The following is a 25,434-nucleotide window of genomic DNA, read 5'->3' on the forward strand; positions in this document are numbered from 1 at the left end:
GAAAGTGGCAAGAGAGAACAAGTTTGCAAGCTCGGACGGTGCAAAAGAGACGCCCGTGGGTAAGCTCATGGAGACCATCGTCGAGGACGTGATCACGGCGAAGGCGATGACCTTTGCACAGTGGCATGCCCTCAGCGCGAACCCCTTGGTTCCGCTTGCCATTCCGGTGTCGCAAGGCGGGCAGTATCGGGTCACGCACGCTGGCGTGGACGCAGCTCACTTGCTGTCACAGCAAAGCTGGAAATCACGCGAAGCCTTGCGCCAGACGATTGATCGGGAGGCCTTCATGAAGCTTTCGTTCCAGGCCATCGGGGACACGCTTCGTGACTGCCAATCGCGCCTTCCAACAGTACCGGATGGCCAGAATGAACACGACGTGCTGCTCGGTGACGATTTTTATGCGGTGCTCGCCGACGACTACCAAGCGCGCCTGCAGCAGTTGGCCGCCAGCGCGAGTCCCGACGTCGACCGGCATATCCCTTGCCATCTGTTTCACTCGGATCAGGCCGTGCTGGCATTCTCCGTGGGGCCGGTGCGATTCCTGCCGAGAGTGGAATGGCTCGATTCCTTTGTCAAGGACTCGGAGGTCCGCGAGCTCATCCGCCAGGTCGAGGCTCGTGAACTGGACATGGAGGAGTTGACCGCTCGATCAGCTGCAGCCGAGGGTGAGCGCTGTGCATCACATGCGTTGGATGTTTTGCGTACGCTGCGCCATTACAGCTGGGTAGCTACCATCCGGATGGAAGGGCATGAGCATGCGCGGTCGCATTTCAAAGCGTCGGTGGTTGTGGGACTTGCGATTGACGCAATCGGACTGAGGTTCCAGGTCGAGGATGCGCGACGATTTACGAAAGCCGGCCGGCAGCATCTTTTTGCAGAGGACCGGTTCGCGACCACGCTGGACGGACGAATATTGCGTGGGTCGAGCGTACAGATGCCTGGCCTTGGCGGACGCCCCGGCGCGCTGGCTGCCAAGATGGTGGGCGAACAATCCTTCCTGGATGCCGCCGGGTGCATCTTGCAGCACTACGTCGTTGGACGACGAACCGGACATGCGCTCCATCTCGTCGAACGCTGGGCCAATGCGCTGTACTGGGTCGGTGAAGCTCGTCGCGAGGCTTCCGACTTCATGGCCGTTGTGGACTATGGCTGCGCCGCCGATGGACTTTCCGGCGCCGGGGGGAGCGCCAAGGACATGACCGCCTTCGCCGAGGCAGCCCTCAAACCGATCGATGACTCTGCGCCTGATGGGAAGCTCACCGTTGATGCTGCAGTCAATACTGTTTATCGCGAAGGGCGCAACAAGCTCGCGCATGGCGAGATGTCAGGGCTGCTAGAGGATCTTGCGGAGCCGCGCGCAGTCGGTGAAGCGCTACTGACAGCTCTGTTCGATGCTGTGACCCCGGTGCTCGCTGATCTCCTTAAGAACGAACCAAATTTGTTTAAGGTTGATGAGAAGCCTGCCTATCGTCTGCTTGTGGCAAGACTGGCAGCGAAGAAAGGTACTGCTTGAGGGCTCATATCAACCTATGTAAGCGGGCAAGGTAGGGTGCCGAGCTACACGAACATGTAGTCGAAGAATCGACTGCAGTGACGCAGCGATTTCCTTCAGAGCACCAACAGAGTGACCTGTGCAATGGACTTTATTGACAAGCAGATTCCCCCGCCAAAGTCGTGGGAGAAATTCGAAGATTTGACTCGCGCACTGTTTGCCGCAGTGTGGAGGACGCCCCTCGCGCAAAAGAACGGCCGGTCTGGCCAACAACAGCACGGTGTTGATGTCTATGGAACGCCGGAGGCTACACCCGGCAAAAATTTTGGCGTGCAGTGCAAAGGGAAGAACGAAGGCTACGGAGCCAAAGCGACTATCCTGGAGTTCAATGCAGAACTCGCCAAGGCGGAGAAGTTCAAACCAACGCTTGGGCATTGGACGTTTGCTACCACAGCGCCCAACGACGCACGAATCCAAGAACATGCTCGACTCGTGTCCGAGCAGCGCGTGAAGGAAGGGAAATTCCCCGTCGTTGCTATTGGATGGGACACGATTCAAGCGCTGCTGTCCAGTCATCAGGCAGTGGTCGAAGAAATCTATCCCGAGCATGCAGGCGATTTGCCAAAAATCATGGCAGCGCTGCGTGCGCTACCGGGAGCCGACGAACTCGATCAGATCCGACGGAGCCTCATTGCGTTCGCGCCACGGTCAGCAGCAGTCGATATTGAGGCGTCTGCGTGGTCCGAGGTTCAGTTCGAAACGGCACGTGATCTTGGGCCTGCACTGATGGGGCGTTCACTCGGGCCCGCAGATGTCGCGGCTTGTCCCACCCTTCCGGAGGTAGCTCTGCTGACTGCTGACTTGGAGCGCGCCGGATCTGCTCGACTGGCGGGTGTGCCTGGAGCTGGGAAATCAATCTCAATCCTTCAAGTGGCACGCCAAATGCATGGTCGCGGCTGGCGGGTTCTACGATTAGCTGACCCGATTGGAAAGGTGCCACCTTTTGACGAGAGCCCAAAACCGACCCTCTACATCGTTGATGACGCACATCTGACTCGCCCCGCATTGCTTAGTGAGTTGGAAGAGCGGGCCACCGCATCGCGATGGGTGTTGAGCGCGTACACGATTTCCGAAGACAAGGGCGGCTTTCCGGGCGCCATCCAGCTTGATGCTAAGCGCGCGGTCCGGGTTATTGCGGAGGGTTTGCGGGCTTCCCCCGAAGCGACGCTTGCCGCTGTTCGTCGCGCCGATGATCGGGTCGGCGATCGTCCAGGAGATGAGCTGCTCGATCTGCGCCTTGAGCAGGCTGCAGAGCAAGCGCTCTATCCGTGGCAATTTTGTTTCATCCTCGGAGGAGGATGGCGGCGAGCGAGTGCATTGGCAAGTTCTGCGCGTGCAGCAAGAGCGGACTTGGTGCTCGCCGCTGCGGCAATTCGCCAGTTGGCGGCACGTGATGCGCACTGTTCGCGCGAAGCGTTGCTGCAATTAGTCGGGGACGCGTTGCCGAACTCTGATGGCAATGCCGCGATTGCTTGGCTTGTAGCGCAACGATTTTTACTAAGTGTCGATGATCTTCGCTGTCCACATCAGCGTCTCGCTAGCGTCCTCCTTGCACGTATTCTGGACGGTCAGACAGCCGAAGAGCGCCAGACGATTGCCACTATGCTCAGAACAGTGCTCGCCGACGTTGAGATGCCGCTCGGCGGCCTGAGCGTGCTGCTTGGCGAACTTTCGTCTGCTGGCGAATACGGTATGTGGCGTCGTCTTGTGCAGCCGGCATGGCTTACTCCCGTTCTAGAACGCTGCTGGGTAGCGACAGAACCACTCGGCATTCGGCATGCCTGTTGGTTACTCAGCAACTTGCATGGCTATCTGCCCGAAGAGATGAACGTGATTGCCGATCACAAGGAAACTCTTGCAGAGTGGATACAGGCGGCGCCCGAAGGCGCATGCTATGCGATTGGCCGCGTGATTAATCATGTGCTCAATACCAATAGGGCACTTGGCGAAAGCATCGTCGCGCTAGCCGATCCACGCACATTGGCGACGGCGATTAGTGTCGCAGCCCCGTTGCATGCTGGTGAGATCGCCGATTTGCTTTCGACGATGGGTGCTGGCAGGGATGGTGTGTGGAAGGCCCGCTATCTTGAACACGTCGACCACGACGCGTGCCATCGTATCGTGTCAACCTGGCCGCAGGACGCCTACCTGTCGGTCGTCGCCGATTTTTGCGAGCATTTCTGCTACTTCGAACCAGAATTCGGGTTCACGCTGATCGAAGCACTGATCCCGGCCATCGCCGATCGACTACGTGCCGCTCCGCAAGACGCGTTCGGCGAACTGCGCGATATCGTGTGGAACGCGTTGCGGCTCTACGATCCGCTTCACATCTATGTAGGCAAGTTGGCACCTTCTCGGCGAATGCGGCAGGTAGGGCGAAAGATCTGCGGGTGCTGGACGCCGAAGGATCTCGCAATCAGTTTGTCTCGCAGCACGCAACGAAACTTCCAGGCAGCCGCAGGGCTTCTTAGCTTCATGCATAGGGCATCGCCAAAGCAGTTCGAGGCGACGGTATTAGCACTCGATTGGGGCGAGATCGACCAAGCGATAGGCCCAGATTGGGCGGAAAATATTGGCGATGCAAGAATGCTGCTCGGGGTCGCGTACGCCGTACCTGCGGCGAGACTCGCAATCCAAGCGATGGTTACATGCAATGAACCGCGTATCGTCAGCATGTCGACACATCTCGCAGCGATCGCTCCTGCTAGCGCGCTACGTCATATAGCGGCGGGCAAGCGCATTGCGCTCTGCCATTGGGGCCACGTCGATTGGCAACTGGGAGCATTAGTCCTAGCGAGGATGGTTCAGTCGGAGCCAACACTAGTTTCCGCTTTACTCGAACCGCACTACGGTGGGTTGGCGGAGGCGTTGTCGCAGCCCAGCCCCACTTTCTACAATGAAGGACTATTGTTTCTACGCCTTCTCGCGCAGGTTGAGGCTAGTGGCCTAACTCGGGTGCTAGATCAAATCGATGTAAAAAGGGCAAAGCTGGGCTGGCGTGACGCGCTTCGCGGTCGGGAGAACAGTCGTGAGCCTGGCGCAAAGGCGCAGGCGCGGCAGGTTGCTTCTTTGCTGGTCCACCATGCGTTGGATCGCGGTGATGCAGTTGGCGAGCTTGCACGCCAACTGCGGCACGACTTTCCCCGTCAGTCTGTACCGGCTGCAAAGATTCTTGAGCCGATTGACTTGAGTGACAGGAATGAATGACCCGTTGTGCCGTTGCCTAACGATGGGGCTTCGGTGACGTGATGTCATGTTGCCGGCGGGCGAGGAACCACGACAGCAAAGCTTCTATTTCTTGACCACTATCGGGACCTCCCAAGAAGAATCATGCCGTTCGACTATCTAGCAGCATTTCCCATCCCGGCTCACGTACTGCCCCCAAGGCTGCGCGGCCTGCTGGAGCCTGTCGGCCTGTCGCCAGACCAAGTCGTGGAGGTGGCCTCCATGCACGAATCCGATCCACATGGGGAGCAAGCCGAACACCTACATCTGCTAATGGCAGTGGTTCCCGGGCTGGATGAGGGGCCCATAGAAGTTCCATCTGAAGCCGCCAATGGTGTAGTCGAATATTCCGTTCCTGCAGGTGATAAGCGTGGCTGCTCCGCCAATTTTTCTCCGTCAATATCGGGGTATGACTACATTGTTGCGGCGTGGGGTAATGGCTCTTTCTACACCTTCAATCTAGCTGAGAAAGTCTGGATGACGCTTGGATTGACACCCCGTTGTGTCGGGAATGATCAGCAACGTCTGGTCTACGACGACCTGGGCCTCCCAGAGATTGGTGTGGCAGAGGGAGAGGTGTCCAGTGACTATCACTGGAGCTTGAAGAGATCAGTCAGTTGGCGCATGTCGAATGAGTACCTTCGTCGCTACCTTTGGCTGCGTGTCGCTCGGGGCGTGCGGATCTTCTACTACTCAGCCTTACTACCAGACGTCCCGGAAGTCCGCGCAATCATGGGAGGAGAGTCTCATGTAGTTCGCAAGCCCGCCGAAGGGGTCGCTTGGCATGAATTGGACATCCGCGAGCACAGGGGCAGGCTTCTGCTTCAGCTATGGGCTTCGGTCGAGGCGGTGATGCCAGATCTCTGTCCAGAGCAGACCGCTGAAGGCATTCAGTGGCCTGGCGATGCTGAGCCCATGACTCACGCGCGCGCGAACGCCTTGGTGGGACACGACCCGGTCTATCTTAACGATCGGTTTCTCGAGAAGTACGAACAGAGTGTTTTCTACGACTCGACGCCAGCTCATGTCTGGGATAGATGGTCCTGTAGCCCATCGTACCGGGGGCAGTGGAGTTTTACTGAATGCCGGCGAGTCGGAAGAAATCTCATTCAAGTGCCGATGCGCGAGTTGTATAAGCCAAAGCCAGATCGCGAAATCGTGCATGCTCGATCATTTGCGATCGATCCGGCCGACTTGGCGCACGTGGATCTGGAAGAAGAGCATGTGGTCGCCAAGGTGCAGCGGCTGCTCGATGTGCTTCTACGATTGGGCGATGGCCTTTCCGCGCTCGGTGCAACCGTGGGATTGAACAAGTCAGCAGTAGAGCTGACCGGCTTTGATCGTGCAGAGGTGGCAGCTAATGGTTGGCTGGCCTATCCGGCGCTCGGTCGGTTGGCCCAGGTTGCTCCGCTGAGCATGACGCAGCAGATGTTCCTCGCTCGCTGCAAAGGCTTGCACGAGGTGTGGCAGCGCGTTCCAAACGGCCACCTCAAGTCATTGTTGGAGCGAACTGGGTGTCCGAAGGGAGCTGTCAAGGAGCTGGGAAGCGTTCGGTTGCTGCAGGCTCTTCTGAACATCATCGAAAGGCTGAATGCTCACGAGGAGGCGGGCGATGCCTTTGCCTCAGGCAAAGAACCAGAGGGTTGGAACGATCGCAATGAAGCCATAGCCCCCTTGTTCTTGAACAACGATCTCAGAATCGCCGATGCGCACGAGGCAGTGGAGCAGTGCTTGACGACCTTGCGGCGGCTTGGCTTCGATACAGCTAACGTCAACGCAGGCTACGGACGGGCACTCGATTTCGTGTTGGACGGCGTCATCAACGCCTTGGGAGCAGTGGCCGCCGCTATCGAGAAGTTGTTAAGGCGAGTGTAGGCTGACCGGCAAAAAATCAGGGGAGGGGACAAGGCCTCGCCGTCTCCTGTATTCTTGCTACGTGATCGATGATGCCGTTGCCTAGAGTCGTCGCCCCGCAAAAAATCGCTCCATCTCCCGCGCCAGCAAAAGAACTGCGCTTCTGACGGTAAGAGCGACGGTAGAGGCTCATGTCGATCACTGAAAATCCCTTAAGCCACGCGGGTCTGCGTGGCTTGTTGATGATCGAGTGGGAGTGAGTTGAACGACAACGGCGCCGCAAGGCGCTGTTGATGCAGGGGTGGTGCATTTCGGTGACGTTGAACGAGCCGGACGCTCCTGCAGTACCAGCGCCTCGCGTTCGCGCAGCGCGTCGGTTGGCGAACGGAGTTCAGCGGACATGGCCTCGCTCCTTGCATCGCGTCAATGCAGCGCGATATCCCACAGCAGCTTCAGGTTCAAGCCGACGATCACCGCCGCGATGACCCAGGCGATGCGCACCAGCCATGGCGGTGCCACCAGTGCACCCATCAAGTCGCGATCCGACACGAAGCGCACCAACGGGATTACCGCAAACGGCAGCTGCATCGACAGCACCACCTGGCTCAGTACCAACAACCGCGCGGTACCGGCCTCGCCATACAGCCCGGTCACGATCACCACCGGCACGATCGCGATGCCGCGCGTCAGCAGACGGCGCAGCCACGGCGGCAGCCGCAGCTGCAGAAAGCCTTCCATCACGATCTGCCCGGCCAGCGTGGCAGTGACGGTGGAATTGATGCCGGAGGCCAGCAGCGCCACCGCAAACAACGTCGATGCCAGGCCCATGCCCAGCATCGGCGCGAGCAGGGCATGGGCTTGTTCGATTTCCTGCACGTCGGTGCGGCCCTGCGCATGGAACACCGCCGCCGCCAGGATCAGGATCGAGGCGTTGATGAACAGCGCGAACATCAACGCCACGGTGCTGTCGGTCACTGCCCAGCGCAGTGCCGACCTGCGACCCACATCGGTGCGGGGGTACGCACGTGTCTGCACGATCGACGAATGCAGGTACAGGTTATGCGGCATCACCGTCGCACCGATGATGCCGATCGCCAGATACAGCGCATGCGGGTCGGTGACCACCTGCGCACGCGGAATGAAGCCGCCCAGCACGGCTGCGATCGGCGGTGCCGCCAGCGCGATCTGGATGCCGAAGCACACGGAGATGATCAACAGCAGTGCGATTACGAACGCTTCCAGCGCGCGGAAGCCGCGGTTCATCAGCAACAGCACCAGCACCACATCCACCGCGGTGATGATGGCGCCCATGGTCAGCGGAATGCCGAACAACAGCTTCAATGCGATGGCGGTGCCGATCACTTCGGCCAGATCGCAGGCGATGATGGCCAGTTCGCAGATGCCCCACAGCGCCCGGTTCACCCCGCGCGGGTAACGTGCCTGGCAGGCCTGTGCCAGGTCCAGCCCGGTCGCGATGCCCAGCCGCGCCGACAGGCTCTGCAGCACGATCGCCATCAGGTTGGACAGCAGGATCACCGACAGCAGCAGATAGCCGAACTGCGAGCCGCCGGCCAGGTCCGTGGCCCAGTTGCCCGGGTCCATGTACCCGACCGACACCATGTAGCCCGGACCCAGAAACGCCAGCAGCCGGAACCACCAGGGGCCGCCCTTGGGCACGGCGATGCTGGCGTGGTGATCGCCCAGCCCGCCAATGGCCGCGGCCGGCGAGGGGAGGGGCGAGGCTGCGTGAGGATGGAAATCGACGGACATGCGGAAGCAGGCTGGCTGAGGTTCGTACCGATGATATAGCAACTGCTATGCTGTTGAGCATTGGCAATCTAAATCGTAATGATCGGCTGCGTGCTTCAAACTACGCATCCCGGCAGTCGCGCCGGACGTGATGACGAGGATGAGGGTGGGCAAGAGCGAAAAGCTGGAAGCAGCCGCGCCGGCGCTGATCGACGCACAGGTGCATATGGAGAGCTTCCGTCAAGTGCGCGAAGCGCGCCGCGCCGAGCTGGTCGAGGACTATGTGGAGCTGATCTCCGACCTGCTGGTCGACGGCGGCGAGGCGCGTCAGGTCGATATCGCCGCGCGCCTGGGCGTGGCGCAGCCGACCGTGGCCAAGATGCTCAAGCGGCTGGTGCGCGACGGCTGGGTGGTGCAGCGCCCGTACCGCGGGGTGTTCCTGACCCCGGCCGGCGAGGCGCTGGCGGCGTCCAGCCGGCAGCGCCATCAGATCGTCGAACGTTTCCTGCTCGCCCTGGGCATCGACGAGGCCACCGCGCGCCGCGACGCCGAAGGCATCGAGCACCATGTCAGCGAAGCCACCGTGGCGGCATTCGCCGCGTTCCTGGATCGCCAGGGCGGCAGCGCCGCGTGAGCATGCCGGTGGAGACCGCGGTCGACGCGGCGCAGGCGCTTATCGACCAACAGTGGATGCAACGCGCCCTGCAACTGGCCGAGCGTGCCGAACGCGACTTTGACGAGATCCCGGTCGGCGCGCTGCTGATCGATGCCGGAGGCACGGTGCTGGGCGAGGGCTGGAACTTCAATATCGCCAGCCACGATCCCAGCGCACATGCCGAGATCATGGCCATGCGTGAAGGCGGCCGCCGCCTGGCCAACCACCGGCTGCTCGGCTGCACGCTGTATGTCACGCTGGAGCCGTGCGCGATGTGCGCGATGGCGATGGTCCACGCACGCATCGCGCGGGTGGTGTTCGCCGCCAGCGACCCCAAGACCGGCGCCTGCGGCAGCGTGTTCGACCTGCCCGCCGATCCGCGCCACAACCACCGCGTGCAGGTCAGCGGTGGCGTACTGGCCGCCGAGGCGGGTCTGCGGCTGACCAATTACTTCAGGGCCAAGCGCGGCAAGCCACCCCTTGCGCCCTGAGCGGCGCGGCCGCGGTATGATGCGCGCCCTTCAGCATCCGGCCGGCGACGGCCCTCCACAGGACGGCGACATGGCAGACACCCTTGCAGGCAACGACCGACTGATCTGGATCGATCTGGAAATGACCGGCCTGGATACCGATCGCGATTCCATCATCGAGATCGCCACCATCGTGACCGATGCGCAGTTGAACGTGCTTGCCGAAGGGCCGGAACTGGCCATCGCCCACCCGCTGGCCACGCTGGAAGCCATGGACGAGTGGAACCGCAATCAACACCGCCGTTCGGGGCTGTGGCAGCGCGTGCTCGACAGCCAGGTCACCCACGCCCAGGCCGAAGCGCAGACGGTAGCCTTCCTGAGCGAGTGGATCCGCGCCGGCGCCTCGCCGATGTGCGGCAACTCGATCTGCCAGGACCGCCGCTTCCTGCACCGCCAGATGTCGCGCCTGGAGCGCTACTTCCACTACCGCAACCTGGACGTGTCCACCATCAAGGAGCTGGCACGGCGTTGGGCGCCGACGGTGGCCAGCGGTTTTGCCAAGAGCTCGGCCCACACCGCCTTGAGCGATGTGCGCGATTCGATCGACGAGCTGCGCCACTACCGTCAGTTCATGGGCGCGTTGGGCGGCGATTCCCAGGCCGACGTGCAGGGTTGAGTGCTGGTCGGTTACGGCGGCATTGCACGCCGTAGGCGTGTCGCCGGCGTCCAGTCGCGTACGAGGCGAAGGCGTGCATCAGGCAACAATGGCCGCCGACCGCGCAGGCTAGACGCCACTCGGTGGCAACGCATCCAAAAAAAAGGCCGCATCGTTCGATGCGGCCTTCTGCTTTTCCATCACGCCATTGAGTGCATCAGCGCGCCAACGGCGGTCCCTTGCTCAAATCGCCATCGTCGGCGATGCCTTTCAGCAACAGATCCGAAATGGGCTTGCCGTCGGCATCGTGGTGATACACGTGCAGGTCGCGCTGCGGATACGGAATATTGAGTCCGTTTTCGAGTAGCTGATTGCGGATCTGTTCCAGCGTGGTGCTCTTGGCTGCGCCGAAATTGCCGTTGGTCGCATAGGCAAACAACATCAGATCGACCGTGCTCTCGCCCAGATTGGTGACCTGCACAAACGGCGCCGGCGACTCCAGGATGTTGGGATTGTCCTTGGCAATCTGCAGCAGTAGTTGCTGGGCTTTCTTCAGGTCGTCTTCGTAGCCCACACCCACCGTCACTTCCAGGCGCCGGTTGGGCAGGGTGCTGTAGTTGACGATCGGTGAGGTGGTGATGGTGCTGTTGGGCAAGGTGATCATGCGTTCGTCGAACGAGCGGATCCGGGTCTGGAAGATCCGGATTTCATCCACAATGCCTTCCTGGCCGGCAATCACCACATGGTCACCATCACGCATCGGCCGCAGCACGATCAGCATCACGCCTGCAGCGATGTTGGACAGCGAATCCTTCAACGCCAGACCGACTGCCAGACCGGCCGCACCCAGCACTGCGATCAGCGAGGTCGGCGGCACGCCGATCTTGCTCAACGCACTGACGAAGACCAGCACCAGCAACAACGCATACAACACGTTGCGCAGGAAGTTGGTCAGGGTGATCTCGACGCGGGCGCGGGTCAGCGCACGGTGCAGCCACTGGCTGAGTTGCTTGGCCAGCCACATGCCGACCACCAGGATCAGCAGGGCCAACCCCCAGTTGAGCGCGTATTGCGCCCACGGGATGTTGGCCCAGTTGAACGCCGGTTCCGTGGCCTTGGCCACCACCGGCCTTGCGGCGACTGCTCCCGCAGCCGCCGCCGACACCGCCCCCAACATGCCCATCAGCTCTCGCTCTTCAACTTGGCCAGACGCAGCCAGGTGTCGACCACGGTGTCAGGATTCAGCGACACCGACTCGATCCCTTCCTGCATCAGCCACTCGGCCAGTTCCGGATGATCCGAAGGACCCTGGCCACAGATACCCACATACTTGCCCTTGGCGCGCGCCGACTTGATCGCCATCGACAGCAGCTTCTTGACCGCCGGATTCCGCTCGTCGAACAGGTGCGCCACGATCGACGAATCGCGGTCCAGGCCCAGGGTCAGCTGGGTCAAATCGTTGGAGCCGATCGAGAAGCCGTCGAAGATCTCCAGGAATTCGTCGGCCAGCAGCGCATTGGACGGCAGTTCGCACATCATGATGATCTTCAGGCCGTTCTCGCCCTGCTTGAGTCCGTTCTGCTCCAGCACCTCGATCACCTTGCGGCCTTCTTCCAGCGTGCGTACGAACGGGATCATCACCCAAAGGTTGTCCAGGCCCATCTCGTTGCGCACCTTCAGCACCGCCTTGCACTCCAGCGAGAAGGCCTTGGTGAAGGACGGATCGACATAGCGGCTGGCGCCGCGAAAGCCGATCATCGGGTTCTCTTCATGTGGCTCGTAACGCGAGCCGCCGATCAGGTTGGCGTACTCGTTGGACTTGAAGTCCGACAGGCGCACGATCACCGTATTCGGCGCCACCGAGGCGGTCAGCGTCGCGATGCCTTCGGCCAGGCGATTGACGTAGAAGCTCACCGGATCGCCGTAGCCGGCGGTCTTGGCGTCGATCTTCTTGCGGACGTCGGCGTCCTGTTTGTCGTATTCCAGCAACGCGTTTGGATGGATGCCGATATGCGCGGCGATGATCATTTCCAGACGCGCCAGGCCGATGCCGGCGTTGGGCAGCTGGCCGAAGTCGAACGCACGCTCCGGGTTGGCCACATTCATCATGATCTTGAGCGGGGCAGGCGGCATGTTGCCCAGGTCGGTGGTGGTGCGCTCGAATGGCAGCAGACCATCGTAGATGAAGCCGGTGTCGCCTTCGGCGCAGCTTACCGTCACTTCCTGGCCATCGCTGATCACATCGGTGGCATTGCCCGAGCCGACCACGGCCGGTACGCCGAGTTCGCGCGCGATGATCGCCGCGTGGCAGGTGCGGCCGCCGCGGTTGGTGACGATGGCCGAGGCACGCTTCATCACCGGCTCCCAATCGGGATCGGTCATGTCGGCGATCAACACGTCGCCGGCCTGCACGCGATTCATGTCGTCCAGCGAGCGCACCACGCGTGCCACACCGCTGCCGATCTTGGCGCCCACCGCACGGCCTTCGACCAGGATCTTGGCGTCCTTGGCTTCCAGCGAGAACCGCTCGATCTGGGTGGCATGGCTGCGCGACTTCACGGTTTCCGGACGCGCCTGCACGATGAACAGCTTGCCGCTGACACCGTCCTTGGCCCACTCGATATCCATCGGGCGGCCGTAATGCTTTTCGATCACCAGCGCCTGCTTGGAAAGCTCTTGCACATCTTCGTCGCTGATCGAGAAGGTGCTGCGTAGTTCCACCGGGGTGTCCTCGGTGCGCACGCGTTCGCCGGGCACATCCGAGTACACCATGCGGATCGCCTTGCTGCCGAGCGAGCGGCGCAGGATCGCCGGCTTGCCTGCGGTCAGCGTGGGCTTGTAGACGTAGAACTCGTCCGGGTTGACCGCGCCCTGCACGACCATCTCCCCCAGGCCGAAGCTGGAGGTGACAAACACCACGTCGCGGAAGCCCGATTCGGTGTCCAGCGTGAACAGCACGCCGGCCGCACCGACGCCCGAGCGCACCATCAACTGCACGCCGGCCGACAGGAACACGTCTTCGTGCTTGAAGCCATGATGCACGCGGTAGGCGATCGCGCGGTCGTTGTAGAGGCTGGCGAACACTTCCTTGACCTTGTGCACGACATCGTCGGCACCGGTCACATTGAGGAAGGTTTCCTGCTGGCCGGCGAACGAGGCATCGGGTAGGTCTTCGGCGGTTGCGGAAGAACGCACCGCCACGGCCACCTCGCCCCCACCGTTTTCCGCGCACAGCTGCGCATACGCGGTGCGGATATCGCGGTCCAGTTCCGGATGCAGCGGCGCATCGATCACCCAGTCGCGGATCTCCTTGCCGGCCACGGTGAGGGCGGTGACATCTTCGACGTCCAGCGTTGCCAGCTTGTCGAAGATGCGCTTGGACAGATCGTTATGCGCGATGAAGTCCTTGAAAGCTTCGGCAGTGGTCGCATATCCACCGGGAACCGAGACGCCAAGTCCGGCCAGGTTGCCGATCATCTCGCCGAGCGAGGAATTCTTACCGCCTACGCGGGCCAGGTCGGCCAGGCGTAGCTCATGCAACCACAGGATATTCTCGTTCAAGCGCGATGCTCCGTATGGCCATCGCCCGAGCGGGCTGGATGGCCGCGTCCGTAGGAAGAAGCCGCTATGATGCAGTGCACAGCGGAATCTGCACAAGCATGAACCCGTAAGTTTTGGACACCAGTTCAAAGAGGTGGTCTTGATGTCAACAATTCGACCGGTGTTCTACGTCTCCGATGGAACCGGTATCACCGCTGAAACGATTGGGCATAGCCTGCTCACGCAGTTCAGCGGGTTCAACTTCGTGACTGACCGCATGTCGTTCATTGACGATGCAGAAAAAGCACGCGATGCGGCACTTCGGGTGCGCGCGGCAGGCGAGCGGTACCAGGTGCGCCCGGTGGTGGTCAATTCCTGCGTCGATCCCCAGTTGAGCATGATCCTCGCCGAAAGCGGCGCCTTGATGCTGGATGTGTTCGCGCCCTTCATCGAACCGTTGGAGCGCGAGCTCAACGCGCCGCGGCATTCGCGCGTAGGGCGTGCGCACGGCATGGTGGACTTCGAGACCTACCACCGCCGCATCAACGCAATGAATTTCGCGCTGAGCCACGATGACGGCATCGCACTCAGTTACGACGAGGCCGACGTGATCCTGGTGGCGGTATCGCGTGCCGGCAAGACGCCGACCTGCATCTACCTGGCCTTGCATTACGGCATCCGCGCCGCCAACTATCCGTTGACCGAGGAAGACCTGGAAAGCGAGCGTCTGCCGCCGCGCCTGCGAAATTACCGCAGCAAGTTGTTCGGCCTGACCATCGATCCTGAGCGGCTGCAGCAGATCCGCCAGGAGCGGCGCGCCAATTCGCGTTACAGCGCGGCAGAGACCTGCCGGCGCGAGGTGTCCACCGCCGAGCGCATGTTCCAGATGGAGCGCATTCCGACCCTGAGCACCACCAATACCTCGATCGAGGAAATTTCCAGCAAGGTGTTGTCCACCCTGGGGCTGCAGCGCGAGATGTTTTGAGGTGGGGATTGGTGTGGCGGGATTGGGGATTGCACACGCGCATGGCGCGTTCAGGATCCGGGTGGCCGTGAGGTCCTGCGGTCCGTTGGCAAGCTTCAGGCAAACAAAGCGGGCGGAGCAGTGCTCCGCCAAGTTAGGCCTGCCCATGGCTGGTCGTCAATGCTGCCCGTGTGGCAGCGCAGCGTGTAGGATCGGTTCATGGCGCAAGCACTGAGTAAACTCGAACGCATCCCCAAGTTGAGCCGGTTCGGCTGGCTGATGGGCTTGTACGCAGAGAACTTCCAGCACCTGACGCGGCTGTTCGCACCGGCCGACCTCGCTCCCGGCTCCTATGTGTCGTCGATCGGCGATGGCCTGGACCTGCGTCTGGACGTGATCGAATGTCACCGTTACACGGTCGAGCTGCGGCTGACCTACGACCTGTGCGACCCGGTGACCGGCGAGCCGGACCCGTCGGCCTATGTGCGCCTGTACCGCGATGCCCGCCAAGCCGAGACCACCCATTGCTACGTCGGCCGTCGCTGGCAGGACGTGATGGGCATGTTCCCGCCGCCGGCCGAACTGATCAGCCACCGCATGCGCATGAACACATTCCTGGGCAAGTGGTTGGACTATCTGGCCGAGCGCGGTCATGGCGTGGCCACCTTGCGTTTGGATACCGACAACGTCGCGCCACCGCGCCCCGGCTCGCACGCCGCCGTCGGCTGAGGCTGCGTCGCGTCGTTTGCGCGGCATCGGTCATACTGATGCGCTCGATTCTAGCGCGCCCGCCATGCCCTACACCCCCATCGTCGCCACGCTCGGTTACCTGTTGTCGCCCGACGGCACGCAGGTATTGATGATCCATCGCAATGCCCGCCCCGGCGATCAGCACCTGGGCAAGTACAACGGGCTCGGCGGCAAGGTGGAAGCGGACGAAGACGTGCTGGCCGGCATGCGCCGCGAGATTCGCGAAGAGGCCGGCGTGGAGTGTGGCGACATGCAACTGCGCGGCACCATCAGCTGGCCGGGCTTCGGCAAGCACGGCGAGGACTGGCTGGGCTTCGTGTTCCTGATCCGCAGCTTCAAAGGCGAGCCGCAGGCCTCCAACCCGGAAGGCACGCTGGAATGGGTGGCAATCGACCGCATGGACCAGGTGCCGATGTGGGAGGGCGACCGCAATTTCCTGCCTCTGGTCTTTGATGGCGACCCGCGTCCGTTTCATGGCGTGATGCCGTATCGCGACGGGCGCATGCAATCGTGGACGTATTCGCGCATCTGAGCGGGGATTGAGGGACTGCGCCGCCGCCCAGGCGAGCGCGGCTGTTGCTGCTGGCTGGCGCGATCACCGAAGTAGCAAACTTCCGCTTTGCCTCCCGTCGCTGATCGCGTTCGGTCTGCTGCCGGCAATGCGCACGCGGTCGGATTAGCCAGCGCAAGCGCAAGCCGGCGCTGCACGCTGTGGCGGCATGCCGGCTGCATTCTGCTTCGTGCATTTCTCCACACCCGCTGTGGATGAATCCTGCGCAAGTCTGTGGACAACTGCGCGCGCGCCTTACGGCGCAAGGCGGTCACGTCGGCTGGTGAAAATTTCGCCAGCCGTGCTTATTGCGCAGTCCAGCCGCCATCGATGGCGATCGCCTGCCCGGTGATGTTGCGCGCGGCATGCGAGATCAGGAACGCGACCGTGCCGGCGAGTTCGTCGTAGTCGATGAAGACGCCCTTGGGCATCGGCTTGAGCATCACATCGTGGATCACCGCCTCTTCGGCAATGCCGCGCGTGCGCGCCTGGTCGGCGATCTGGCGCTCCACCAGCGGAGTGCGCACATAGCTGGGGCATAGCGTGTTGGCGGTGATGTCGCAGTCGGCGGTTTCCAGTGCGATGACCTTGGCCAGGCCGACCAGGCCGTGCTTGGCGGCGACATACGCACTCTTGTAAGGGCTGGCGACCAGCGAGTGGATGCTGCCGATGTTGACGATGCGCCCATAGCCGGCCGCGCGCATGCCGGGCAGGACCGCACGGCTAAGCCGGGCGGCGCCGGTCAGCATCACGTCCACCAGCAAGGCCCAGCGCTGCATCGGGAAATCTTCCAGCGCGGCAACCTGCTGCAGCCCGGCGTTGTTGACCAGCACCTGCGGCGCACGCGTTGCCCGCACCAAGGCCTGCGCGATGCTGTGGTCATCGGTCACGTCCAGCGCCAGCGCTTCGGCCGAGCAACCGGCGTCGCGCAGGCTCTGCGCCGTGCGTTCGGCTGCCGCCAGGTCCATATCGCTGACAATCAGATGGTGGCCGTCGGCAGCCAGTTCGGTGGCGACGCCGGCGCCGATGCCACTGCCTGCGCCGGTGATCAGGATGCTGCGCTTCATGCCGTCCTCGTCGTCGATCGTGCCCGGCCGGAGCGGCCACGCTGATCGCCAGCCTAGCCGATAGCGCGAAACGGTCGCCTGCATGGCGTGCGCGCGTTACCCTTTGCGCCTCGATCACCTCAGGCTGCGCATGAAACGCCATTTCTCGATGCTGCGCGATTTCCAACTCGCGGACTGGTTCACCCTGGCCAACGCCTTCTGCGGCACCGGCGCGGTGTTTGCGTCGATGCGCTTCCTGCAGGAGGGCTATCGCGGCGACCTGCTGCTGGGCATGGCGCTGATCCCGCTGGCGTTCGTGTTCGATGCGCTGGACGGGCACGTGGCGCGCTGGCGCAAGGCGTCCTCGACCCTGGGCCGCGAGCTGGATTCGCTGGCCGATGTGATCTCGTTCGGGGTGGCGCCGGCAGCGCTGGGCTATGCCTGCGGCATGCGTGGCGGCTGGGACTGGCTGGTGCTGAGCTATTTCGTCTGCTGCGGCGTCAGCCGGCTGGCGCGCTACAACGTGACCGCCGAAGAGATCGCCGGCGCAGCCGACAAGGTGCCGTATTTCGAAGGCACCCCGATTCCCACCAGTCTGCTGCTGGTGATCCTGCTGGCGGTGGCCGCCAGCAGCGGCCATATCGGCCAGAACTTGTGGTGGGGGCAGTGGCAGCTCGGACCGTGGCAGTTTCATCCGTTGGTGCTGCTGTTTGCGGTGTCCGGCTCGCTGATGATCAGCAAGACGCTGCGCATCCCCAAACCCTGAGCGGTACAGCCGGGCACACGCGGTAGGATGGCTGGCGGACAGTCACGGGAAGGGGATCATGGCAACCAGCGGTTCGGACAACGGCAACTTCGAAGACAAGGCGCGCCAGTACTGGAGCGCCTGGGGAGATGCCTTGCGCCACGGCCAATCCGGCCACGCTGCGCAGCCTGGCGCCGTTCCCGGGACGGGGCCGGGCACCGAGCCACCGCAGGATTGGCGCAAGGCGATGGACTGGTGGTCGCAACTGCTGCCCACCCAGGCCGCACCGCAGGCGCAGGAGGCGATCGACCGCTTCCGTCATCAGGCCGGCGACTGGTTCGGCACCATGCAGCAGGTGGCCGCGCAGTTTGCCGGGCGCGACACTTCGGCCAACGAAGTCTCCGAGGCCTGGCGGCGTGCCGTGCAGGGGCAGGGTGAGCAGCTGATGCAGTGGACGCTGGGCTCGCTGCGTGGCGGCAGCCCGGGCGGCTTCGACCCGTGGCTGCAGGACGCCGCGCAGGCCTTGGCGAAGTGGCGGGAAGAAAACGCGCCGTGGCTGGACATGCCGGCGTTCGGCGTGAACCGCAATCACCAGGCCCGCCTGCAGACGCTGGCCCGTGCGCAGCAGGACTACCAGGTGCAGTCGCAGGCCTATGGCGAACAACTCAAGTCGGCCATCGAACAGGCGTTCGGGCGGTTTGCCTCCAAGCTGGGCGAGCACGAAAGCAGCGGTAGTCAGTTGACCAGTGCGCGTGCCTTGTTCGACCTGTGGATCGAGGCCGCCGAGGAGTCGTATGCCGATGTCGCCTTGTCCGATCAGTTTCGCGAGGTCTACGGCGGCTTCGCCAACGCGCATATGCGCTTGCGCGCCGCGCTGCAGGAAGAGGTGGAGCAGTTGAGCGAGCGTTTCGGGATGCCGACGCGTTCGGAGATGGACGCCGCGCACCGCCGCATTGCCGAGCTGGAGCGTGCGGTGCGGCGCATGCTGCGCGCCGCCACCAGCCCGTCCGGCAAGCCCGCGGCGGCGGCTGATCCGGTTGCGCCGGCCGCCAGGGCGGAGGCCGCGTCCAAGCCGCCAGCGGCGACCAAGTCGGCCAGGAAACCGTCAGCGAAAACCGCCCCAGCCAAGAACACAAAGGCGGCCAAAGGCGCCGCCTCCAGGCCATCCGCCGGCACATCCGCCGGCACGCCGGCCGCACGCAAGTCACGTGGAGCGCAGGCATGAAAGGCCCGTTGGGATTCAGCGCCGAAGACCTGATGCAGGAAACCTTGTCGATGCAGCGCAAGCTGCGCGAAGGGCTCAAGCTGCTGCCCGGCGTGGAAGACGTGGATTACGGCGTGACCGAGCGCGAGGAAATCTGGCGCGACGGCAAGGTGGTGCTGTACCGCTTTGTCGGCGAGCAGGCGCCGGTGGCCAGGACGCCGCTGCTGATCGTCTACGCGCTGGTCAACCGCCCCTACATGGTCGATCTGCAGGCCGACCGCTCGCTGGTCAAGGGCCTGCTGGGCCACGGCCAGGACGTCTACGTGCTGGATTGGGGCTACCCGGACCGTTCCGAGCGTTACCTCACGTTGGAGGACTATCTGCTGCGTTACATCGATGGCGCGGTGGATCACCTGCGCGCGCAGTCCGGGCTGGAGGCGGTCGATGTGCTCGGCATCTGCCAAGGCGGCACGTTTGCGCTGTGCTATGCGGCGCTGCAGCGGCCGAAGGTACGCAACCTGATCACCATGGTGACGCCGGTGGATTTCCACACCCCCGACAACATGCTCTCCAACTGGGCGCGCATGGTCGATGTGGATCTGTTCGTGGACACCATGGGCAACGTGCCGGCGGATCTGATGAACGCCAGTTACCTGATGCTCAAGCCGTTCCGGCTGAACCTGCAGAAGTACGTGGGCTTGCTCGACATCCTCGACGACAAGCAGGCACTGGAAGATTTCCTGCGCATGGAGAAGTGGATCTTTGATTCGCCCGATCTGGCCGGCGAGGCCTTCCGCGAGTTCGTCACCCAGTTCTATCAGCGCAATGGGCTGGTGAGCGGGCAGGTGCGCATCGGCGGGGAGGCGGTCGATCTGCGGGCGGTGGACATGCCGGTGCTCAACATCTACGCCGAACACGATCATCTGGTACCGCCCGACGCCTCGCGTGCATTGCGCGGTTTGGTCGGCAGCGACGACTACACCGAGCTGAGTTTCCGCGGCGGGCATATCGGCATCTATGTTTCCGGACGTGCGCAGCGCGAGGTGCCGGTGGCGATCCACCGCTGGTTGCAGGAGCGTGGCGGCAACGCGTAATGCGACTTCGCGTTGCGCTGCACCTGGGACAAGCAGCCGCAGCCATCACGACGCGCTGTCGCTGCGCTTTTTAGACTGGGCATCACGTTCGAAGGAGCCTTCCATGGCCACGACCACCGCATTGTCCCGTTCCCTCAACGATCGCATGATCGCCGGCGTTATCGGCGGCATCGCGCGCCGGTTCGGCTGGAGCTCCACGCTGTTACGGATCCTGTTCGTGATCGTGTCGATCGCTTCGGCCGCGTTTCCCGGCATCCTGGTCTATCTGATCCTGTGGCTGCTGATCCCCAACCAGGCCGATTGACGCCCGGCCGGCGCCGGTGGTCTGCCGTGCAGGTGCTGGGCGCGTTGTGGACGCTGCCCAACACCTTGCTCGGTCTTGCGATCGGTGCCACGGGAAGCTGCTTTGGCGCGCGTCCGCGCTGGTCCGGTGAGGAACTCGCCTTGGTGTTCCATGCCTGGCCATGGGGACCGGGCGGGGCGATGACGCTGGGCAACGTGATCCTGCTCAAGGGCGCCTCGCTCGATCTGCAATGCAGCACGTATGCGCATGCCGCCGGGCGTTGTCGGCACCCGCCGGTGCGCCTGGGCGACCACGAGCGTGCGCATGTCTACCAGTACATGCTGCTTGGCCCGCTGTTCTTGCCGGTGTATTTCCTGTGCGGCGGCATCCATGTACGCAACCCGCTGGAACGGGCCGCCGATGCGTATGCGATGCATGGCCACGGCTGGTGGCCGTGGGGACTTCAGCGTAATCGCGAAAAACCGAACAGTTCCGACAACGGGTGAGGCCTGCCTTCCAGTTGCGCGCGCAGCAGCCCCGCGCCGATCGCGCTGTAGGTGATGCCGTTGCCGCCGTAAGCCATCGCGAACGACACCCGCGGCCCATGTTCGGGATGTGGGCCGAAGAACGGTAGTCCATCGGCGGTTTCGGCGAAGGTGCCGCCCCAGGCGAATGCCGGACGCAGGCATATGTCCGGCATCGTCTGGTGGATCTTCTTCAGCAGCGTCTTAAGCTTGCTCGTGACACGTGCATCGCGACGTGCGGGGAGATCGATATTGTCGTCTTCGCCGCCAGCCACCACGCGTCCATCCGGCGTGCTGCGCAGGTAGAGATAGGGGCGCGCGGTTTCCCACATCATGGTGTGCTTGAGCGCGCCCATCTCGCCGTCGTGCAGGGGATCGGTCACGAATGCGTAGCTGCTGCGATTGCGTGCCACGCGCTGCGACAGCCACTGTTGGTTTCCGTAGCCTGCGGCCATGACGACATGCCGGGCGCGCAGCGCGACCCCGTCCCGGGTACGCAACTCGACATGCCGGTCGTGGGGTGTGAGGGTGGCGATCGTGGTGCGATCGTAGATGCGCGCACCGTATTGTTCGCCTTCTGCAAACAAGCGGTAGCACAGCCGATAGGGGTCGACGCTGGCGGCCAGACGGCTGAGGATCGCGCCCTCGGAGCGCACGCCGTAGTTCTGCCACAACGGCGCGCGCCCGATCCATTCGACCGGAAGACCGTGGGCTTTTCGCATGTCCAGTTCGCCGCGCAGGTCGTCGAGATCCCGCGACCGGCTGGCGTAGTAGAGACTGTCCTGACGGCTGAAGTCGCAGCCGCCCAGCGTATTGCAAAGGCCTTGCAGGTCGAGGATGGCTTGCGCGCACGCGGCGTATGCCAGCGCGGCGGCCGGCATGCCGTATTGATTGGCCAGATCGATCATCGGCGTGTCGATTTCGTACTGCAGCAGGGCAGTGCTGGCCGAGGTGCTGCCCCAGCCGATCTCGCGTTGCTCGACCACCACCACCTCGTGCCCGTGCTTGAGCAGCTCGTGCGCGATCAGGGCGGCGGTGACACCGCCACCGACGATGGCCACCTCGCAATCGGTGTCCTGCTCCAGACGCGGATAGGCGCGCATCAAACCGTTGCGGATCGACCAGAACGGGTAGCCACTTTTGAGGTCCATGCGGTTTCGTAGGTGCGGGCGGAGCGCAATTGGACGGGCAGGCGGGGTGAAGCGGTCGTGCAGACCGGCGAGGGGATCCAGCCGTCACCAAACCGCAAACAGCCGGCGTTAACGTGCGTGGAAAGCTCCTCACGGCACGGTCGTTATGCTCGCGCCACTAACGTAGTCACAGTTGTTAACGAGGGTGTGGGCATGTCGATCGTTCTGTACGTCGGTGGCAGCAAAGATGGCGACAAAGGCGTTGTGCCTTACGGGTTCAGCAAGTCGCGTGCGATGACCGACGCCGGCCCGGAGATCTATGTCGAGCGCATGGTGCCGTTGAAGGACGTCGGAAAGATCCGTGTGATGGCGTTGGAATCCCTGCACGAAAGCATCCTGGTCGAGCGCGCGGCGACCCATTACGCAGGTCGCGCCAGCTAAAGAGCGGCCACTCAGAGGGCTGCGCCTGTTGCCAGCTGGGCGTGCCAGGCATCCGGTACCGGATGTACCGTTCCTGGACTCAGATTCCTCCGCACCATCCACGCCTGCGTGCCTGACGACCGTCCGTTGGGTCTGTACATGTCGAAAGACGCGTCGGCATAGGCTTAGGGCGATCCTGTCAACGGGTTCCCGCAGCGGCCCAGCACTGCGAAAATGCTTTTTTCAGTGAAGCGGCTCCGGCCGCGCCGCCATGCACGACAGCCAGCTTGCCCAGCAAATCGCCCGCACCATCGCCGACGAGATCGGTGCCCAACCCGCCCAGGCGCGTGCCGCCATCGCCCTTCTCGACGAAGGCGCCAGCGTTCCATTCATTGCGCGCTACCGCAAGGAAGTCACCGGCGGGCTGGACGATACTCAGCTCCGCAATCTGGAAACGCGCCTGACCTATCTGCGCGAGCTGGAAGAGCGCCGCGCCGCGATCCTGTCCAGCATCGGCGAGCAGGGCAAACTCAACGACGAATTGCGCGGGGAGATCGTGGCGGCCGACACCAAGTCGCGGCTGGAAGACCTGTACCTGCCTTACAAGCCCAAACGCCGCACGCGTGCGCAGATTGCGCGCGAGGCCGGCCTGGAGCCGCTGGCCGACGGCCTGCTGGCCGACCCGAACCAGGCGCCGGAAGTCGCTGCTGCACCGTACATTGATGCAGACAAGGGCGTGGCCGACATCAAGGCGGCGCTGGAGGGCGCACGCGCCATCCTGATGGAGCGCTGGGGCGAAGATGCCGCCTTGGTGGGCGAGCTGCGCAGCTGGTTGAACGACAACGGCGTGATCCGCGCGCGCGTTGCCGAGGGCAAGGAGGAGGCCGGCGCCAAGTACCGCGATTACTTCGATCATGCCGAGTCGCTGTCCAAGATTCCCTCGCACCGCTTGTTGGCGCTGTTTCGCGCGCGCCGCGAGGAATTCCTGTATCTGGATCTGGAGCCGGGCAACGATGCCGAGGCCGGCCATCAATACGCCGAGGGCCGTGTGGCGCGCAATGCCGGCATCTCCAACCAGAACCGCCCGGCCGATCGCTGGTTGCTGGATGCCTGCCGTCTGACCTGGCGCGCCAAGCTGCACATGCATCTGCTGCTGGATCTGTTCAACCAGGCGCGCGAGAAGGCCGAGGCCGAGGCGATCGCCGTGTTCGGCGACAACCTCAAGGACCTGATGCTGGCCGCGCCGGCCGGCCCACGCGTGGTGCTGGGGCTCGACCCCGGTATCCGCACCGGCTGCAAGATCGCCGTGGTCGATGCCACCGGCAAGCTGGTGGCCACCGAGACGATCTACCCGCATGAGCCCAAGCGGCAATGGGACCAGTCGCTGCAGACGATCAGGAAGCTGTGCCTGCAGCACAACGTGGAGCTGATCGCGATCGGCAATGGCACCGCCAGCCGCGAGACCGACAAGCTCGCCGGGGAGGCGATCGCGCTGTGCGGGGCGAGCAAGTTGCAGAAGATCGTGGTCAGCGAAGCCGGTGCGTCGGTGTATTCGGCGTCCGAGTTCGCCGCCAGGGAGTTCCCCAACCTGGACGTGTCGCTGCGCGGTGCGGTGTCGATCGCAAGGCGCCTGCAGGATCCGCTGGCCGAACTGGTCAAGATCGAGCCCAAGGCGATCGGTGTGGGCCAGTACCAGCACGATGTGGACCAGTATCGGTTGGCCAAGGCGCTGGAGGCGCGCGTGGAAGACTGCGTCAATGCGGTCGGCGTGTACGTCAATACCGCGTCGGCAGCGCTGCTGTCGCGCGTGTCGGGGCTGTCGAGCACGGTGGCGGAGAACATCGTGCGCCATCGCGACGACAACGGTCCGTTCAAGCGCCGCAAGGACCTGCTCAAGGTGCCGCGTCTGGGCGACAAGACCTTCGAGCAATGCGCCGGTTTCCTGCGCATCGCCGATGGCGACGAGCCGCTGGATGTGTCGGCGGTGCATCCGGAAGCCTATCCGGTGGTCGAGCGCATCGTCGGCAGCACCGGCAGGCCGATCAAGGCCTTGCTGGGCGACGGTGGCTTTCTGCGCGGACTCAAGCCGGAGCTGTTCACCGACGAACAGTTCGGTGTACCGACCGTGCGCGACATCCTCAAGGAGCTGGAAAAACCCGGCCGCGATCCGCGCCCCGAGTTCAAGGCGGCACAGTTCGCCGAAGGTATCGAGGACATCAAGCACCTCACGCCCGGCATGGTGCTCGAAGGCGTGGTCAGCAATGTGGCCGCATTCGGTGCGTTCGTCGATATCGGCGTGCATCAGGATGGTCTGGTGCACATCTCCGCGTTGTCGGACACCTTCGTCAAGGATCCGCGCGATGTGGTCAAGGCCGGCGACATCGTCAAGGTCAAGGTGCTGGAAGTGGACGTGGCGCGCAAACGCATCGCACTGACCTGCCGTCTGTCCGATACGCCACCGCCAGCCGATGGCGCGGCCCAATCGCGCGATCAGCGCGGCAACGGCGGCCCGGGGCAGGGCCGGCGCGATGGTGGCGGTGGGCGTGGCCCGGCGCAGGGCAACGGCAAGCCGCGTACCACTGCGCCGCCGGCCGACAACGCGCTGGCCGCGGCGTTCGCACGCGCCAAGCGCAGCTGAGCCAGCGTGCCAGGCGGCTGCCCTGGCGTGGCTGGGCAGTGTAGATAGACCCGTTCGCAAGGCGGCGGGTCCGCTGCTGCGATTGGATCGCGCTTGGGCAGGCTGATCTACAACTTGGCCGCGGGGTCCGTGCACTCCGACCATCGCGGTGCGCTTATGCAGATACGATCAGTCGTCAAGCGACTGATCTGAGGCATTGCTGCAGGGCCCTTGCCCGCCCACCGTCGCAGGACACGCCGCAAGGACGTCCGTGTAGGCGCTTGCGCGGCATCCATGCCGCATAAGGTCCCGCGACGGTGGGCGGGCAAGGACCAGTCGGGATGGTCGGTGTGTGTGCTGCAAGCAGTACTCGGTTGACCACGCTGTTTTACTGCGTTTCCAGGCGA

The 25,434-nt window shown here is 63.3% G+C and carries 21 protein-coding genes; 16 read left to right on the forward strand and 5 right to left on the reverse strand.

Annotation, left to right across the window (positions count from 1 at the left end; all coding sequences use genetic code 11):
* Positions 1–4 precede the first annotated feature (4 nt).
* From FHT08_RS07370 to FHT08_RS07380, 3 genes are all read left to right on the forward strand, one after another.
* Complete coding sequence (locus tag FHT08_RS07370; protein WP_343204134.1) at positions 5–1,513, forward strand: hypothetical protein; 1,509 nt, start codon at positions 5–7, stop codon at positions 1,511–1,513.
* A gap of 123 nt (positions 1,514–1,636) precedes the next feature.
* Positions 1,637–4,759: a hypothetical protein gene (locus tag FHT08_RS07375; protein WP_166774703.1), complete on the forward strand. Its 3,123-nt coding sequence runs from the start codon at positions 1,637–1,639 to the stop codon at positions 4,757–4,759.
* Between the two features lie 123 nt (positions 4,760–4,882).
* Positions 4,883–6,652 (forward strand): hypothetical protein, encoded by a 1,770-nt coding sequence (locus FHT08_RS07380; protein WP_166774704.1) that lies wholly within the window; start codon positions 4,883–4,885, stop codon positions 6,650–6,652.
* Between the two features lie 402 nt (positions 6,653–7,054).
* Here the strand turns inward: FHT08_RS07380 and FHT08_RS07385 are convergent, their stop codons facing one another.
* Entirely contained in the window at positions 7,055–8,401 is a 1,347-nt protein-coding gene (locus FHT08_RS07385; protein WP_166774705.1) for an Nramp family divalent metal transporter, read from the reverse strand.
* 145 nt (positions 8,402–8,546) lie between these two features.
* Between FHT08_RS07385 and mntR the strand changes: the two genes are divergently transcribed.
* From mntR to orn, 3 genes are all read left to right on the forward strand, one after another.
* Entirely contained in the window at positions 8,547–9,014 is a 468-nt protein-coding gene (gene mntR / locus FHT08_RS07390; RefSeq protein ID WP_024939187.1) for a manganese-binding transcriptional regulator MntR, read from the forward strand.
* Entirely contained in the window at positions 9,011–9,526 is a 516-nt protein-coding gene (tadA, locus tag FHT08_RS07395) for a tRNA adenosine(34) deaminase TadA (protein WP_166774706.1), read from the forward strand. The genes mntR and tadA overlap by 4 nt, the downstream gene beginning before the upstream one ends.
* A 70-nt stretch (positions 9,527–9,596) precedes the next feature.
* Entirely contained in the window at positions 9,597–10,181 is a 585-nt protein-coding gene (orn, locus tag FHT08_RS07400; RefSeq protein ID WP_104537879.1) for an oligoribonuclease, read from the forward strand.
* Between the two features lie 196 nt (positions 10,182–10,377).
* On the opposite strand, the gene FHT08_RS07405 is transcribed toward orn, so the two are convergent.
* Positions 10,378–11,343 carry a mechanosensitive ion channel domain-containing protein gene (locus FHT08_RS07405; RefSeq protein WP_104537230.1) on the reverse strand — a complete coding sequence of 322 codons (966 nt, stop codon included), beginning with the start codon at positions 11,341–11,343 and terminating at the stop codon, positions 10,378–10,380.
* Positions 11,343–13,721 (reverse strand): phosphoenolpyruvate synthase, encoded by a 2,379-nt coding sequence (gene ppsA / locus FHT08_RS07410; protein ID WP_104537231.1) that lies wholly within the window; start codon positions 13,719–13,721, stop codon positions 11,343–11,345. Before ppsA ends, FHT08_RS07405 begins: the two co-directional genes overlap by 1 nt.
* Before the next feature lie 142 nt (positions 13,722–13,863).
* On the opposite strand from ppsA, the gene FHT08_RS07415 reads away from it, so the two are divergent.
* The 3 genes from FHT08_RS07415 to FHT08_RS07425 all read left to right on the forward strand — a co-directional run bounded on the left by FHT08_RS07415 (position 13,864) and on the right by FHT08_RS07425 (position 15,946).
* Positions 13,864–14,685: a pyruvate, water dikinase regulatory protein gene (locus FHT08_RS07415; protein ID WP_104537232.1), complete on the forward strand. Its 822-nt coding sequence runs from the start codon at positions 13,864–13,866 to the stop codon at positions 14,683–14,685.
* 198 nt (positions 14,686–14,883) lie between these two features.
* Positions 14,884–15,393, forward strand: coding sequence for a DUF1249 domain-containing protein (locus FHT08_RS07420; RefSeq protein ID WP_104537233.1), 510 nt, complete (start codon positions 14,884–14,886; stop codon positions 15,391–15,393).
* 64 nt (positions 15,394–15,457) lie between these two features.
* A complete protein-coding gene (locus tag FHT08_RS07425) occupies positions 15,458–15,946 on the forward strand; it encodes an 8-oxo-dGTP diphosphatase (RefSeq protein ID WP_104537234.1) in 489 nt (162 codons plus the stop codon).
* 323 nt (positions 15,947–16,269) lie between these two features.
* On the opposite strand, the gene FHT08_RS07430 is transcribed toward FHT08_RS07425, so the two are convergent.
* Entirely contained in the window at positions 16,270–17,031 is a 762-nt protein-coding gene (locus FHT08_RS07430; protein ID WP_104537880.1) for a 3-hydroxybutyrate dehydrogenase, read from the reverse strand.
* Between the two features lie 82 nt (positions 17,032–17,113).
* Between FHT08_RS07430 and FHT08_RS07435 the strand changes: the two genes are divergently transcribed.
* From FHT08_RS07435 to FHT08_RS07455, 5 genes are all read left to right on the forward strand, one after another.
* The gene (locus FHT08_RS07435) at positions 17,114–17,776 is read left to right on the forward strand and encodes a CDP-alcohol phosphatidyltransferase family protein (protein WP_181126269.1); all 663 of its coding nucleotides are present in this window, start codon (positions 17,114–17,116) and stop codon (positions 17,774–17,776) included.
* Positions 17,777–17,831: 55 nt separating this feature from the next.
* Entirely contained in the window at positions 17,832–18,980 is a 1,149-nt protein-coding gene (phaE, locus tag FHT08_RS07440) for a class III poly(R)-hydroxyalkanoic acid synthase subunit PhaE (protein WP_166774792.1), read from the forward strand.
* Complete coding sequence (locus tag FHT08_RS07445; protein ID WP_104604689.1) at positions 18,977–20,053, forward strand: class III poly(R)-hydroxyalkanoic acid synthase subunit PhaC; 1,077 nt, start codon at positions 18,977–18,979, stop codon at positions 20,051–20,053. The genes phaE and FHT08_RS07445 overlap by 4 nt, the downstream gene beginning before the upstream one ends.
* A 103-nt stretch (positions 20,054–20,156) precedes the next feature.
* A complete protein-coding gene (locus FHT08_RS07450; protein ID WP_104537237.1) occupies positions 20,157–20,357 on the forward strand; it encodes a PspC domain-containing protein in 201 nt (66 codons plus the stop codon).
* The gene (locus tag FHT08_RS07455) at positions 20,327–20,842 is read left to right on the forward strand and encodes a hypothetical protein (RefSeq protein WP_104537238.1); all 516 of its coding nucleotides are present in this window, start codon (positions 20,327–20,329) and stop codon (positions 20,840–20,842) included. The genes FHT08_RS07450 and FHT08_RS07455 overlap by 31 nt, the downstream gene beginning before the upstream one ends.
* On the opposite strand, the gene FHT08_RS07460 is transcribed toward FHT08_RS07455, so the two are convergent.
* Positions 20,800–22,011: an FAD-dependent oxidoreductase gene (locus FHT08_RS07460; RefSeq protein ID WP_166774708.1), complete on the reverse strand. Its 1,212-nt coding sequence runs from the start codon at positions 22,009–22,011 to the stop codon at positions 20,800–20,802. The two genes, FHT08_RS07455 and FHT08_RS07460, sit on opposite strands and share 43 nt — an antisense overlap.
* Before the next feature lie 192 nt (positions 22,012–22,203).
* Between FHT08_RS07460 and FHT08_RS07465 the strand changes: the two genes are divergently transcribed.
* Both FHT08_RS07465 and FHT08_RS07470 read left to right on the forward strand, forming a co-directional pair.
* Positions 22,204–22,431, forward strand: coding sequence for a hypothetical protein (locus FHT08_RS07465; RefSeq protein WP_016904406.1), 228 nt, complete (start codon positions 22,204–22,206; stop codon positions 22,429–22,431).
* Between the two features lie 250 nt (positions 22,432–22,681).
* Positions 22,682–25,048, forward strand: a complete 2,367-nt coding sequence (locus tag FHT08_RS07470; protein ID WP_166774709.1) for a Tex family protein — start codon at positions 22,682–22,684, stop codon at positions 25,046–25,048.
* Positions 25,049–25,434: the final 386 nt, after the last annotated feature.

The organism is Xanthomonas sp. CFBP 8151, from assembly GCF_011761885.1.
GTDB classification, from domain to species: Bacteria; Pseudomonadota; Gammaproteobacteria; order Xanthomonadales; family Xanthomonadaceae; genus Xanthomonas; species Xanthomonas arboricola_B.